The organism is Arthrobacter sp. FB24, assembly GCF_000196235.1.
Taxonomy (GTDB): Bacteria; Actinomycetota; Actinomycetes; order Actinomycetales; family Micrococcaceae; genus Arthrobacter.
The window spans coordinates 3,800,084-3,813,625 of the sequence record NC_008541.1 but is presented as its reverse complement, the minus strand read 5'-3'; the positions used below and the strand labels follow the sequence as shown (position 1 = coordinate 3,813,625).

Here is a 13,542-nt window from a genome sequence, read left to right as displayed (position 1 = left end):
CGCCGGGGCGGGCGCAACCGGCGGCCCGGGCCAGCCGTTTCCCGCGACTCTGGCCACCCATAGCGGGGGTGCCTAGACTTGAAGGACCATCGTGCGGAGCTCCCGTACCGGTCAGCTCGCGCGGAAAGCCCGATCTGGAGAGAGCGTCATCATGCGCTGCAAAAATGTGGATTCAGGAAACGCAATTCGCCGTGCCGCCGTGGGACTTGTTGCCCTCGCAGCACTCCTACTGCCGGCGCCGGTGGCGTCCGCCAGCCCGCCGTCAAACGGCCATGACAAAGTCATTGAGCTCCCGGGCGCGTCGTCCGCCGAGGGCATAGCCGAGGGTGCGGGCACTACCTTCTTTGCAGGGGACCTGCTCAAGGGGGACATTTTCCGCGGTGATATCCGCAGGGGAACCGCCAGGCTCTTCATTGACGTGCCCGACGGCCGGATGGCGGTCGGCATGAAGGTGGATGTGGAGGACGGCCTGCTCTTCGTGGCCGGCGGCGCCACCGGTCAGGCCTACGTCTATGACACTGACACCCGCAAGACAGTGGCCACCTATCAGCTCACCACGGAACCGGCGTTTATCAATGACGTCGCAGTGACCCCCGACGGCGCCTGGTTCACGAACTCGCGCAAGGGTGAGCTGTACTTCGTCCCGGTTGACCGCCACGGCACGCCGGGCGAGGCCCGCACTCTCGAACTGACCGGACCGGCCGCGGCCACCCCGGCCGACTTCAACCTGAACGGCATCGCGGCCATCCGGGGCGGCCGAACCCTGGTCGTCGCCCACACCGCCAACGAGGCCCTCTATACGGTGGACCCGGACTCCGGTTCCAGCGCCTACATCACCGGTGCCGGCCTGCCCTACGTGGACGGGATCGTGGTGAAGGGGAACACCCTCTGGGCCGTGCAAAACATGCTCAACCAGGTGAGCCGTGTCCGGCTGGACGCCCGGCTGGATTCCTTCGAGGTCAGGGACGTGATCACCAGCCCTGAGTTCCAGGTCCCGACGACGGCAGCGCTGTTCGGCGATACGCTCGCCGTGGTCAATGCGAAGTTCGGCGTTCCCGGGGCCAGCACCTACGAAGTGGTCCTCGCCGACGCCCGCTAAGCGTCTCGGAAAGCCAAGAGCCTGCCAGCCGGGTTGGTACCCGGCCGGCAGGCTCTTTGGGACGCGGTGAAACTACACGGCGTTGAGGCTACACGGCAGTGAAGCTGAGCAGCAGTGCGTGCTCCGGGTTGAGGACGGGCATGGGCAGGCCCACCTCGGACAGGAACCGGCCGCTGGCTTCTGCACCCGCGGTCAGCCATGCGGGGGGCTGCGCCTGGGTGTAGTTGTGCGCGTAGTCGGCATCGCCGGGCGTCGGGAAGATGGCCTCCACGCGGTAGCTGCGGTCCTGGTCCAGTCCCGGAATGGCGATGCGGCCCGGACGCTCCGCGGGCGACGTCCTGGTGCTGACCAGCGCGAACAGTGCCGCCGTGTCCCCGGTTGCTGGGCTGCCGTGGGAAACGACGCCGTGCAGCATCAGCGAATCGTCGGCAACATCCGCCCGGACCATCCGGCCCGAGTGGATCAGGCCGCGGTGCTCCTTGTAGAGCCCGATGAACCGCTTGAGTTCTTCGCGCTCCGCGCCGTGAACCTGGCGGACGTCCCATTCGAGGCCGAAGTGTCCGAACAGGGCCGTGATGGCGCGGAACGAAACGTCGTGCGTGCGGGCCGTGGTGTGTGACGTAGTGGGGCCGATGTGTCCTCCGACCAGTTCCGGCGGCACCACCAGCCCGGTCCAGCGCTGGATGGTCTGGCGTTCCAGGGCATCGTTGCAGTCCGAAGCCCAGATCCGGTCCGTGCGTTCCAGGATGCCCAGGTCCACGCGTGCCCCGCCGGAAGAGCAGCTCTCGATTTCGAGGCCCGGATGGGCTTTCCTGAGCTCATCGAAGAGGCGGTAGGCGGCCAGGGTCTGTTCGTGGACGGAGGCGCGCCCGGCGTGGCCGTGCTCGGTGAGGTCCCGGTTCTGGTCCCACTTCAGGTAGCTGATGTTGTTTTCGCGCAACAGGGCGTCAATGCGGTCGAAAACGTACTGCCAGGCCTCGGGATTGACCAGGTCGATGACGTGCTGGTGGCGCCAGGTCAACGGCAGCCGGCCGCCGTCCTTGTGGGACCGTGCGGCCGGCCCGACGATCCAGTCCGGGTGGGCGCGCGCGGTGTCGGAGTCCAGGTTGATCATTTCGGGCTCCACCCAGAGGCCGAATTCCATGCCGCGCGATGTGACGGCGTCGATCAGGGGTGTGAGCCCGTCCGGCCAGAGGCCCTCGTCCACGTACCAGTCGCCCAGGCCTGCCTGGTCGTGCCGGCGGCCGCGGAACCACCCGTCGTCGAGGACAAAGCGCTCCACGCCCAGGTCCGCCGCGGAATCGGCAAGTTCGACCAATACACCCAGATCGTGGTTGAAGTAGACAGCTTCCCAGACGTTTAGCACTACAGGCCGGGCCTTGCCGGTGCCCGCATGAGCTGCTCCTGAGACGGCTGACGCCGAAGGCAGCACATGGTGCGGCCGGTTCCTGAACCAGCTGTAGAACGCTTCGCTGATACCGTCCAGGCCGCGGTCCGAGTAGGCCGCGAAGAGAGCGGGGGTGGTGTAGCTGCCGTTCGGCTGGAGGACCACTTCGGCCGGACCCAGCAGCTCGGAACCACCGATGACGGTCCGTCCGTCCCCGATGCTGTCCGCGAACTGCTCATGGTTTCCGCTCCAGGCAAGGTGGGTGGCCCAGACCTTGCCGTGGCGGTTGCCGAAGCCTGCCGTGCCGGCGGCCAGCAGCAGGGAGGAGTCGTGGCCGGTCCGGCCGTGCCGGCCGGTCCGCACCCAGGTGCCCTGCTGGATGGCGCGGCGCTGAGGGTGGCGTTCACGGCACCAGCGTCCGGTCAGGTCAAGGAGTTCGACGGCGTCGGGAGCCACCGGCAGCACCGTGGCCAGTTCGTCGAGCTGAAAAGGCGAAGTGCCGGTGTTGGTGACGGTGTGGCGCATTTCCAGCAGCCCGCCGGCGTGCAGTTCCAGCGTGGATTCAACAGAGATTCCGGCATCGGGATCAGACTGGACGATCACAGCTGAACTTCCTGCGGTCTTGACGTCCGTGACGCGCAGGCGGACGGAAAAGTCGTAGCCGGGCACGCCGTCGGCGATCCGGTGCCCCCGGAGGGCCGGGCGTCCACGCCAGCTGGAGGATGCCTGCGGCAGCAGCCCGGCGGGGACGGAGGCGTCGATGGCGGAGGGCGGGATCGGTTCGCCGAGGATGGCCAGATCGGGGAGTGAAGCGCCCAGATCGGCGCCCCAGTGAATGACCTCGGCCTCCCCGCTGTCGAAGCTGATCACCAGGCTGGTGCCGGCGGAGCGGAGGTGCAGGGGATCCATGGGGGTTCTCTTTCGTTGTGGCGGGCGTCCGGTGACGCTGCCGGCGGGGTCCGTAAGGTGTGTTTTTCAGTACGTGCGGGGTGGAGCGCCCCGGGTGCCGCCGCTTCGCGAGGATGAAGCGGCGGCACCGGGGCAGTGGCTGCGACCACTTACGCAGCCACTACAGGTGCAATCTACTTGAAGAGATCGTTCACCTGGTTGTTGGCTTCGGTCAAGGAGCTGGCAGGCTTTTTGCCGGATACTACAGCGTCCATGGCAGGCTCCATGATGCCCTTGACCTTGGCAGTATTGTCAGTGATGGGGTACAGGAATGTGGTTCCGTTCTTGACGTGCTCGGTGAAGGCGGTGACATCCACACCCTTGGCCTTGAATGCTTCCGCCGCTTTTTCGGAAGAGGCTTTCAGGGCCGGGAACACCACAGCCTTGGATGCGACGACGTCCTGGCAAGGTGCTGAGGCAAGGTACTCCACCCACTTGATGGCGGCGTCCTTCTTCTTGGTGCCGGCCCAGATCGAGTCGGCCAGGCCGTTGAACATCGACGCCCGCTTGCCTTCAGGACCCACGGGGGTGGGAGCGATGCCCACCTCAACACCCTTGTACCCGGTGTACTGGCCGATCATCCATGAGCCGTGGGCGTTGATGGCAGACTTGCCCGCGGCGAAGGTGTCGGCCATGGCTGCGCCAACAGTGGTTTCAAGCTTGGGCATGTAGCCCTTGTCAACCAGCCCTGCGAACCAGTCGATAGAGGACTGGAATTTGGGGTCGTCATAGTTGTAGTGAGTTCCCCACGGGTTCTTGTCCGTGTGTGACCAGCCGGTGGTGTTGGTGAGGTAGCTCCACTCAGTCTGGCCTGAGGAGTCGCCGCCGCCGTTGAGTCCAAGGCCGTAGACATCCACATTGTTCTTGTCGAAGCCCGCTTCGTCCCCGCGCTTGCCGTTCTTGTCAACGGTCAGGTGGGCAATGATCTTCTCGTACGTTCCGCCGTCCTGCGGGTTCCAGGTGAGGTTCTTCATCTCTTCTTCGGAGACGCCGGCCTTGGAAAGCATGGCCTTGTTGTAGAACAACCCGATGGTGTCCCAGTCCTTGGGCAGGCCGTAGCGCTTGCCGTCCTGGCCCACCCAGAGGTCCGCGAGTCCCTCGTTGTAGGCGGACAGGTCCACGTTGTCCTTCTTGACGGCGTCGTCAATGGGCAGCAGCTGCTTGTTCGCGGCGAGCTCGCCGTAGCGGCCCAGGTGGTTGGTGAAGACGTCGGGAGCCGTGCCGCCAACGAACCCGTTCGTGAGCGTGCTCCAGTAATCGTCCCAGCCGCGCTGGGTGATCTTGACCTTGATGTCCGGGTTGGCCTTCTGGAAGTCATCAGCGCACTGCTGGTAGGCGGGAAGCTGGTTGGCGTCCCAGAGCCAGTAGCTGAGCTCGCCCTTGGCCGATTCTGCAGAGGAGCCTGAGCCGCCCCCACAGGCGGAGAGGGAGAGCGCGATGGCTGCGGCGACGGCGGCGGTGCCGAGGGATTTCTTCATTTTTTTCTTTCCGTTCGGGAGGGGTGGTGAGTCGGGCGGTGGGGAGAAGCCGGTGGTTATTTGATTCCGGAGAATCCGATGGAGTTGACGATTTTCTTGCCGAAGGCGGCGAAGAGGATCAGTACGGGCAAGGCGGACACCAGGGTTGCGGCCATGAGGCCGGACCAGTCCGGCGCTCCCTGCGGGGATTGCGACTTGAAGACGCCGAGCCCCACCTGGAGGACGCGGACATCGTCCTGGGAACCGACAAGCAGAGGCCAGAAGTACTCGTTCCACTGCCCGATGAAGGTCAGCAGGGCAAGGGTGGCCAAGGGCGCGGCGGCATTGGGGAGAACGATCTGGAAGAAGATGCGCAGGTGCTTGGCGCCGTCGAGCATGGCCGCCTCTTCCACTTCGCGTGACATGTTCAGGAAGAACTGACGGAGGAAGAAGATCGCGAAGGGGGTCATGAACACGTATGGCAGGACCATGCCGAGCATCGTGTTGAGCAGGTCCAGGTTCTTGATCAGCAGGAAGTTGGGCAGCGCGGTGAAGATTGGCGGGACCAGCATGGTGCCCAGGAACAGGCTGAATACTGCGTTCCGGCCCTTCCAGCGCAGCCGGGCAAAGGCGTAGGCCGCCATCGCGCTGAAGAACACGGCTCCTGCAGTGGTGATGGAGGAGAAGATGATCGAGTTGCGCAGGTACAGCCAGAAGTCGATGGCTGCGCCGGAACCGCCTTCGGCGACGGCGTCGGCCGGGCTCTGCAGCCCGAACACGCGCATGAAGGCACCCAGCGTGAAGTCCGCGGGAAGGAGGCTGGCCGATTGGGAGGCCAGTGATCCGTTGGTGGACAGTGCTGTGCGGAGCACCCAGAGGAATGGGACCACGGAGACCGCGATGGCCAGGGCCAGCAGGGCCCAGGCGCCTGCGCGGCGGGTGTTGAAGGGACGGCGACGGCGGGTGGTGGCCGGCTTCGGTGCGCGGCTGGTGGTGGTGGTCATGCGGGGCTCCTTAGTCCAGGTCCGACTCGTTGCCCCGGAGGAACTTCATCTGAATGAAGGCAACGAGGGCGAGGATGAGGAAGAGAATGACGGCGATGGCGGACCCGTAGCCGAAGTCCGACTCAGTGAAGGCGCGCTGGTAGATGTAGTACTGGATGACGCGGGTGGCGTTGACCGGTCCGCCCTGGGTGGTCACGGCCACGGTGTCGAAGACCTGGAAAGAGCCGATCACCGTCACAACGAGTACCAGAACCAGGACCGGGCGCAGCAACGGCATGGTCACCTTGCGGAAAGTCTGGAACGGAGAAGCGCCGTCCAGGTTGGCCACTTCATAAAGGTGCTGCGGGATGGCCTGGAGGCCGGCAAAGATGAGCAGTGCGGTGTAGCCCATGTGCCGCCAGGTGTTGATCAGGGCCTGGGTGGGGATTGCCCACTCCTCACTGCCGAAGAACGCGACGCGGGGAAGGCCGCTCCATTCGATGAACTGGTTCACCACGCCGATCTGGTAGTCCAGCATCCAGAACCAGAGCAGGGCGGCGATTACGTTGGACATCAGGTATGGAAGCAACAGGGCCCCTCGCACAAGGGTGGATTTGGCCACCCTGTCCATCAGGAGCGCCAGGCCGAGCGCCAGGGCCGTCTGGAGCACGATATTTATCAGGACGTACTGCCCTGTGACGGCCAGGGAATTCCAGAACAGGGCATCCTTGGCAATCGCCGCGTAGTTGTCGAAGCCGACCCATTCAGGGTCACCGAGGATGTTGTATTCCGTGAAGCTCAGGTAGATGCCGCGGAAAGTTGGCACCACGTAGAAGAGGATGAACCCGATCATTGCCGGGGCAATGAAGAAGAGGGCGATCTTGAGGTCGCCGAACCGGTGGAGGCCGCCTCGCGGCGTTGGCGCTCCGGACCGGAGCTTTGCAGAACTCTCGTGCTTGGTAAGGGTGGTCATCTTCGACCCTTTCCTGACTGTGATGTGGGTAACAACTGGGACGAATCTACACGAGTAGATATGAAGTGGCAAGTATTTCATCCGGTAAATGCTGAGGATTTCCAATGTCACCGGATATTCGTTGACTCGAGTAGATTGCAGTGGAAGACTGTGCCCAGGCCCACACGGGCCATCCGTGCCCGGCACCGCGGGCCACTCAGGGAAAGGTAAACAATGACGTTTTCAATCGGAGTTCTCGGCGTCGGACAGTTCGGCGGCCATTTCGCCCACCTCTTCAAGCTCCACCCGGGAGTCAGCGAGGTCTACGTCGTCGACGAACGGCCCGAACGCGCCGCCGCAGCTCTTGAGCGCTGGGGGCTTGACGGCACCAAGGCGAGCTTCGAGGAGCTCCTGGCGTCCGACGTCGACGCCGTGGCCATCTTCACCCAGCGCTGGACCCACGGCCCGCTGGTGGAGCAGGCGCTGCGCGCCGGAAAGCATGTCTACTCCGCTGTCCCCATGGCGGTTACGGAAGAGGAGATCGAGCGCATCATCGCGGCCGTGAAGGAAACCGGGCTTGTCTATGCGATGGGCGAGACCAGCTACTACAACCCCGCCACTGTGTACGCCCGCAACCAGCACGCGGCCGGCAAGTTCGGCCGGATCTTCTACAGCGAAGGCGACTATGTCCACGACATGGACCTGGGCTTCTACGACGCCTACCAGTACAGCGGCGGAGAATCGTGGAAGTCGACGGCGAGCTACCCGCCCATGCTGTACCCCACCCACGCCATCGGCGGCGTCCTGGGGGTGCTTCCCTCCCACGCAGTCAGCGTCAGCTGCATCGGAGTCCGGGATGACCGCGACGACGGCGTCTTCGACAAGGACGTCAGCATGTTCGGTAACGACTTCTCCAACGCCACGGCACTCTTTGAACTGAACGACGGCGGGGCCATGCGCACCAACGAAATGCGCCGCGTCGGTTACCCGTCCCACATCCGTGAATCACGGTTCCGCTTCTTCGGCACCGAGGCGAGCTTTGAGCAGCTTGCCAAGGTGACGGTGTGGCAGGACAAGGAAAACGTCCACGACATCTCCGAGCAGGTGGAAACCCGTCCCAGCATCCCGCTGGACGACCCGTCGCTGGCCGATGTCGCCCCGGAACTGCGCGACGCCTTCATCTCCGGACTTGCCCCTGTGCACGACCGGGGACGCCTGCCGGAGGAATTCCGCGGCGCCCCGAACGGCCACGAAGGAAGCCACCAGTTCCTGGTGGACGACTTCGTGACTGCGGTCAACGAAGGGACGCTTCCGCCGGTCAACGCCTGGGTAGCCGCGCGCTTCACCCTTCCCGGGATCGTGGCCCACGCCTCGGCCCAGCAAAACGGCGAACGGCTCCCGATCCGCGATTTTGGCGACGCTCCGCACGGTGCATAGCTAGCATGTACTCCATGACCATTCCCGCAACGCACCCGCCCCGAGGCCCGGTAACCCGCAAGGATGTTGCCCGCTATGCGGGTGTGAGTACGGCGGTGGTCAGTTACGTTGTCAACGGCGGACCCAAGCGGGTTGCGCCGGCCACCGAGGCGAAGGTCCAGGACGCTATCCGCGTCCTGGGCTACCGTCCCAATGCCGCGGCGCGGGCGCTGAAACTCGGCTCCAGCGAAACCATCGGCCTGATCATTCCGGACAACAGCAACCCTTTCTTCTCCTTGCTGGCGCACGCGGTGGAAGACGCCGCAGCTGACCGGGGATTTGCGCTGGTTCTAACGAACTCGGACGGCAATGTAACGAAGGAACGGCGGAACATCCGCAACTTGGCCGCCCGCCAGGTGGACGGCGTGGTGCTGGCCAGCGTGTTGTTTGAACCGGACCTGGCGGAACTTGAGGCGGCCGAGATCCCCTCGGTATTGCTCAATCACAGCGGGGATTCTCCCGGCTTCAACAGCGTGGGCGTGGATCTTGCCGCCGGTGCCAAGATCGGTGTGGAGCACCTGATCGGGCACGGCCACAAGAACATTGCGCTGGCCATGGGCACCAACGTCTCCAACGAGGTCGACGGACGTGAACAGGGCTGGCTCCAGGCGCTGGCTGCGGCCGGCCTGCCGGAAGGACCCATTGTCCGCGGTGAATTCACCCGGGAGGGTGGCTACGCGGCGGGGCAGCGCCTAGTGGCTTCTGCCAGCCATCCGACCGCGGTGTTTGCGAGCTCCGACATGCAGGCCATCGGAATCCTCAGGGCCCTGCATGAGGCCGGCGTATCCGTTCCGCAGGATATGGCGCTGACGTCCTTCGACGGGTCCGCCGAGGCGGAATTCAGCTGGCCCGCACTGACCACGGTGGAGCAGCCGGTCCGCGCCATGGCGGAGGCCGCCGTCAGTGCCCTGGTGGGTGAAACGAAAGGAAGCCCGCCCGAACATAGGCTGTTCCCCACCCGACTGCGCATCAGGCAGTCGTGCGGCTGCCCGTAGCCGGACCCGGGGCCGTGAACAGCGCCGGACGCAGGGTTACCCCGCGTTGGCGATCCTCAGCCGGCTGACGCTCTCCTGCAGGATCCGCCGCGCGTCGCTGCTGAGTCCGGCGTCGCTGATGACCTCGTCCGCGTCCTCGAACCCCGCAATGGTGCTCATGCCCTGCGTGCCCCACTTGGTGTGGTCGGCCACCACCACCACCTTGCGGGAGGCCGCCACAAACGCACGGTCCGTCTCGGCCTCCAGCAGGTTGGGCGTGGTGAAGCCGGCATCCGGATCCATTCCGTGCACGCCCAGGAACAGCAGGTCCAGGTGCAGCTGCTTCAGCGCCCCCGTCGCAATAGGCCCCACCAATGCGTCCGACGGCGTGCGCTCGCCGCCTATCAGGATCACCGTGGAGCCGTAGCGGCCGGCCCCGGAGGACGAGCCGTGATGGAAGAGATCGGCAATGCGGATGGAGTTGGTCACCACGGTGATTCGCGGCCCGTTGACGAGTTCCTTGGCGAGCGCCCATGTGGTGGTTCCCGCGCCCAGCCCAACCGCCATGCCCTCATGCACCAGCGAGGCTGCTTCCAGGGCGATGGCCCGCTTCTCCGCCGTGAGCTGTGTTGACTTTTGCTCGAAGCCGGGTTCATGGGTGCTGGCATCGCCGGGAAGCTTGGCACCGCCATGGATTCGCTCCACCCGGCCGCCCTCTTCCAGCAGCTCGATGTCCCGCCGAACGGTCATGAGCGACACACCCAGCTGCTGGGCGAGGTCCGACACGCGGACCACCCGCTCGCGCTGGACGGCGTCCACGATTGCCTGGTGGCGTGCTGCGGGGAGCATGGAGTTCCTTTCGGGCTGCGGCTGGGGGAGTGCTGTCCCCGTCAGCTTCCATCATGGTCTACCCCTTGGAAGAACCAAGAGTCAGCCCTGCAACAAACTGCCGCTGCAGGAGCAGGTAGATCACCAGGGTGGGGATGACCGTGATGACGGCGCCGGCGGCCAGGAGGTTGTAGTTGTTCAGGAACTGCCCCTGGAGGTTGTTGATGGCGGTGGTGATCGGGAGCCGGTTGCCGCTCTGGATGAACAGCAGCGGCCAGAAGTAGTCGTTGTAGATGAAGATGACCTGCAGCGTGCCGAGCGCGGCGAAGGCCGGCCGGCACAGCGGAAGGATGATCTCCCGGTACTGCCGCCAGATTCCGGCACCGTCCACCAGGGCGGCTTCGGTGAGGTCGGCGGAGAGCGCCTTCATGTAGTTGGAGAGCACGAACGTGCAGAAACCCATCTGGAAGGCCGTGTTGACTGCGATGACAATGATGTAGGTGTTCAGCATGTTGCCGGAATCGCTGAAGGAGTACGGCACCTCGAAGTGCTTGGCCATCTCGAACAACGGCGCGGCAAGGACCTGTGGCGGCAGGAGGTTGCCGGCGGTGAACATGATGAGCAGGGTGATGTTGAACTTCCAGTTCACCCGGCTCACGGCGAAGGCCATCAGGGAGGCCAGGAAAAGGGTCATCAGCACGGCCGGGACCGTGATGAGTACCGAGTTCCAGAAGTACGTGGCGAATCCGCCCTGTGTCCACGCCTGGATGAAGTTATCGAAATTGAAGTCGCCCGCCAGGCTGAAGTAGCCGTGCTCGTTGGTGGACGCCACCGGACGGAGGGCGGTGAAGACGGACCAGCCCAGCGGGACCAGCCACATGACGGCCATGACGGTCAGGAAGATATGGGTTCCGTAGTGGCGTTTGGGCCGGCTGCCGGACCGGGGACCTGCAGCAGTATCTTTCCTGCCGGCGCGGACTGCGGTAGTGCTCATGCTTTGTTCTCCTTGCCAAAGGTGCGGCTGAGGTAGAAGACGATGGGGACGAGGGAAATGACCAGCAGCACCACGGCCAGGGCCGAACCGACGCCGATCACCTGGCCTTCGCCCACCAGGTTCTGGATCACCAGGGCACTGAGCATTTCCAGGCCGTTGGTGCCGCGGTTGATGACGTACACGACGTCGAAGGCTCGCAGCGATTCGATGATGGTGATGACCACTATCACGATGTTGATGGGCCGCATGGCCGGGAAGACCACCCGGAAAAACGTCTGGACGGCGCTCGCGCCGTCGATGGCGGCGGCTTCCTTCAGGCTGGGGTCCACACCCTTGAGCCCGGCCAGGTACAGGAGCATGACGTAGCCGGCATGCCGCCAGGTGGCCGCGATCATCGCAGCCCAGATGTTGACGGATGAATCCCCGAACCAGTCCACGGCCTGCGGCGTCCCGGCTGTGCCAAGCAGGAAGTTCAGCAGGCCGTTGTCGCGCTGGTAGAAGAGCTGCCAGATGATGCCGATCAGGGCCAGTGACAGCATCACGGGTGCAAAGAAGATGCTCTGGTAGATCTTGCTGCCGCGGATGTTCTGGTCCAGCAGCACGGCCAGCAGCAGGCCCAGCGGCGTGGCGATGAGGGCCAGGAACAGGAGCCACAGCATGTTGTGCTGCACCGCCGGCCAGAACGGCGGGTAGTCCTGGGAGATGTACTGGTAGTTGTCCAGGCCCGCAGGGCGGATGTCGCCCAGGTCCAGGCCGTTCCACCGGGTGAAGCTGAGGCCCACGGACATCAGCATGGGCAGCCACACCAGGGTCAGTTCAATCAGGGTGGGGATGCCCACCATCAGCGACAGGACCACCTTGTCCTGTCCGGACAGGCGGCGGACCCGGCCGCCCCTTGCCCGCTGCGCGGGAGCGCCTTCAGGCTCCCGTGATTCCGGCGGAACCAGTTCTCTTGCTGTACTGCTCATGGAAGTTATCCCTCGATTGGTCCGGATTCCGGGAAGGAACGACGACGGCGGAAGGCTGTGCCGCCGTCGTCGTTCCTTCCTGGATGGTTGCCTGTGATGCGCGGCTGACGGGGCCGGAACTACTGCGCGGCGTACAGCGTCTTGGCCTGTGCCTCGAGGTTCTTGACGTCCATCTTGCCGTCCTTGATGAAGCTCTGCAGGGCCGGGATCATCACGTTGTTGGCCATGGCCGGAAGGGCGTCGCGGTCGAAGAACTGGCTGATGTATTTTGCGTTTGCGATGGTGTCAGCGCACGTCTTGTTGAGCGGCGTGAACTTGGACGTGTCGGTGCCCTTGGCCGTGGCGATGTTCGAGGAATCCACGGCGGCGTAGGCGTCCTGGGCTTCGGCCGTTCCCAGGAATGCCATGAAGTCGCGGGCTGCCTTGTTCTCGCCGCCCTTCTTGGACAGCAGGAGTCCGTCGATGGGTGCTTCGACGGCGTCCCGGCCTTCCATGGCGATCTCGGGGAAGGCGAAGAATTGGATGTCAGCCAGGACTGCGGGATCGGTGAACTGCTGGGTCACGAAGGACCCGAGCAGGTACATGCCGGTCTTCTTGGCCTCCAGCGCCTTTGCCGCGTCCTGCCATGTCTGGCCGAGTGCTGCCGGGTCCTGGAAGGGAAGGAGTTCCGCCCACGTGTCAAAGACCGCGCTCACTTTTTGCTGGTCCCAGGATTCCTTGTGCGCGCAGAGGTCCACATGGAACTGGTAGCCGTTGAGCCGCATGTTGATGTAGTCGAAGGTGCCCATGGCCGGCCAGCCGTCCTTGTCGGCAAAGCCGATCGGGATGATGCCGTCGGCCTTCATCTTGGTGGCCAGGGCCTTGAGGGCGTCGAAGGTTTCCGGAACCTCGTAGCCCTTCTCCGCCCAGAGGCTCTTCCGGTAGAAGAAGCCCCACGGGTAGTTGTAGTTGGGGACGAAGTACAGCTTGCCGTCCGGGCCGGTGGATGCCTTCTTCAGCGCGTCGGAGTAGTTCGCGCCGATGCTCTCCCAGACGTCGTCGATCGGCGCGAGCAGTCCCTTGCCCGCGTAGTACTGCATGCGGTAGCCGGCGAACCACGTGAAGGTGTCGTCCGGGGAGCCCTGCAGGTAGGAATTGATCTTGTTCTGGAAATCGTTGTGCGGCACCACGTTCGTGGTGACTTTCTTGCCGGTCTTGGCGGTGAAGGCATCGGTCACGGCCTGGTACGCGCGCTTGGGGACGTCGTCCGAGGATCCTGAACCGAAGGTGAGGCCGGGGGAGTCGGAACCCGTGGCCGACGGCCCGCTCCCGCCCGTGCAGGCGGCGAGGAACGGAATGCCGGCCAGGCCTGCCGCGCCGACGCCGACGGTCTTGAGGATGGTCCGCCGGCTCGGGTAAGCCGTTGCCGACGCATCAAACTGTGCTGCCATGTTCTCTCCCTTGAAAAATAGCTGCATGTGAGGCACCTCACATGCT

General features: G+C 64.5%; 11 protein-coding genes. 3 read left to right on the top strand and 8 right to left on the bottom strand.

What is annotated here, in order from left to right:
• Positions 1 to 199 precede the first annotated feature (199 nt).
• On the top strand, positions 200 to 1,099 hold the full coding sequence (locus ARTH_RS17185) for an SMP-30/gluconolactonase/LRE family protein (protein WP_232223543.1): 900 nt from the start codon (positions 200 to 202) through the stop codon (positions 1,097 to 1,099).
• Positions 1,100 to 1,187: 88 nt separating this feature from the next.
• On the opposite strand, the gene ARTH_RS17180 is transcribed toward ARTH_RS17185, so the two are convergent.
• From ARTH_RS17180 to ARTH_RS17165, 4 genes are all read right to left on the bottom strand, one after another.
• The gene (locus tag ARTH_RS17180) at positions 1,188 to 3,395 is read right to left on the bottom strand and encodes an alpha-galactosidase (RefSeq protein WP_011693213.1); all 2,208 of its coding nucleotides are present in this window, start codon (positions 3,393 to 3,395) and stop codon (positions 1,188 to 1,190) included.
• Positions 3,396 to 3,568: 173 nt separating this feature from the next.
• The gene (locus ARTH_RS17175) at positions 3,569 to 4,912 is read right to left on the bottom strand and encodes an ABC transporter substrate-binding protein (RefSeq protein ID WP_011693212.1); all 1,344 of its coding nucleotides are present in this window, start codon (positions 4,910 to 4,912) and stop codon (positions 3,569 to 3,571) included.
• A 56-nt stretch (positions 4,913 to 4,968) separates the two neighbouring features.
• The gene (locus tag ARTH_RS17170) at positions 4,969 to 5,895 is read right to left on the bottom strand and encodes a carbohydrate ABC transporter permease (RefSeq protein WP_011693211.1); all 927 of its coding nucleotides are present in this window, start codon (positions 5,893 to 5,895) and stop codon (positions 4,969 to 4,971) included.
• Positions 5,896 to 5,905: 10 nt separating this feature from the next.
• Positions 5,906 to 6,847, bottom strand: a complete 942-nt coding sequence (locus ARTH_RS17165) for a carbohydrate ABC transporter permease (protein ID WP_011693210.1) — start codon at positions 6,845 to 6,847, stop codon at positions 5,906 to 5,908.
• Between the two features lie 213 nt (positions 6,848 to 7,060).
• Here ARTH_RS17165 and ARTH_RS17160 point away from each other — a divergent pair, with 213 nt between their 5' ends.
• Positions 7,061 to 8,263: a Gfo/Idh/MocA family protein gene (locus tag ARTH_RS17160; RefSeq protein ID WP_011693209.1), complete on the top strand. Its 1,203-nt coding sequence runs from the start codon at positions 7,061 to 7,063 to the stop codon at positions 8,261 to 8,263.
• Between the two features lie 14 nt (positions 8,264 to 8,277).
• Positions 8,278 to 9,297 (top strand): LacI family DNA-binding transcriptional regulator, encoded by a 1,020-nt coding sequence (locus ARTH_RS17155; protein ID WP_043431022.1) that lies wholly within the window; start codon positions 8,278 to 8,280, stop codon positions 9,295 to 9,297.
• Positions 9,298 to 9,333: 36 nt separating this feature from the next.
• On the opposite strand, the gene ARTH_RS17150 is transcribed toward ARTH_RS17155, so the two are convergent.
• The 4 genes from ARTH_RS17150 to ARTH_RS17135 form a co-directional block, all read right to left on the bottom strand.
• The gene (locus ARTH_RS17150) at positions 9,334 to 10,125 is read right to left on the bottom strand and encodes a DeoR/GlpR family DNA-binding transcription regulator (RefSeq protein WP_011693207.1); all 792 of its coding nucleotides are present in this window, start codon (positions 10,123 to 10,125) and stop codon (positions 9,334 to 9,336) included.
• 58 nt (positions 10,126 to 10,183) lie between these two features.
• Entirely contained in the window at positions 10,184 to 11,098 is a 915-nt protein-coding gene (locus ARTH_RS17145; protein WP_011693206.1) for a carbohydrate ABC transporter permease, read from the bottom strand.
• A complete protein-coding gene (locus tag ARTH_RS17140; protein WP_011693205.1) occupies positions 11,095 to 12,066 on the bottom strand; it encodes a carbohydrate ABC transporter permease in 972 nt (323 codons plus the stop codon). Before ARTH_RS17140 ends, ARTH_RS17145 begins: the two co-directional genes overlap by 4 nt.
• Positions 12,067 to 12,185: 119 nt before the next feature.
• Positions 12,186 to 13,496, bottom strand: a complete 1,311-nt coding sequence (locus ARTH_RS17135) for an ABC transporter substrate-binding protein (RefSeq protein WP_052309810.1) — start codon at positions 13,494 to 13,496, stop codon at positions 12,186 to 12,188.
• Positions 13,497 to 13,542 lie beyond the last annotated feature (46 nt).

Excerpts from the sequence above, each read along its gene's own strand:
- ARTH_RS17180 (WP_011693213.1), bottom strand. The coding sequence starts at position 3,395 with ATGGATCCCCTGCACCTCCGCTCCGCCGGCACCAGCCTGGTGATCAGC.
- ARTH_RS17175 (WP_011693212.1), bottom strand. The coding sequence starts at position 4,912 with ATGAAGAAATCCCTCGGCACCGCCGCCGTCGCCGCAGCCATCGCGCTC.
- ARTH_RS17170 (WP_011693211.1), bottom strand. The coding sequence starts at position 5,895 with ATGACCACCACCACCAGCCGCGCACCGAAGCCGGCCACCACCCGCCGT.
- ARTH_RS17165 (WP_011693210.1), bottom strand. The coding sequence starts at position 6,847 with ATGACCACCCTTACCAAGCACGAGAGTTCTGCAAAGCTCCGGTCCGGA.
- ARTH_RS17160 (WP_011693209.1), top strand. The coding sequence starts at position 7,061 with ATGACGTTTTCAATCGGAGTTCTCGGCGTCGGACAGTTCGGCGGCCAT.
- ARTH_RS17155 (WP_043431022.1), top strand. The coding sequence starts at position 8,278 with ATGACCATTCCCGCAACGCACCCGCCCCGAGGCCCGGTAACCCGCAAG.
- ARTH_RS17150 (WP_011693207.1), bottom strand. The coding sequence starts at position 10,125 with ATGCTCCCCGCAGCACGCCACCAGGCAATCGTGGACGCCGTCCAGCGC.
- ARTH_RS17145 (WP_011693206.1), bottom strand. The coding sequence starts at position 11,098 with ATGAGCACTACCGCAGTCCGCGCCGGCAGGAAAGATACTGCTGCAGGT.
- ARTH_RS17140 (WP_011693205.1), bottom strand. The coding sequence starts at position 12,066 with ATGAGCAGTACAGCAAGAGAACTGGTTCCGCCGGAATCACGGGAGCCT.
- ARTH_RS17135 (WP_052309810.1), bottom strand. The coding sequence starts at position 13,496 with ATGGCAGCACAGTTTGATGCGTCGGCAACGGCTTACCCGAGCCGGCGG.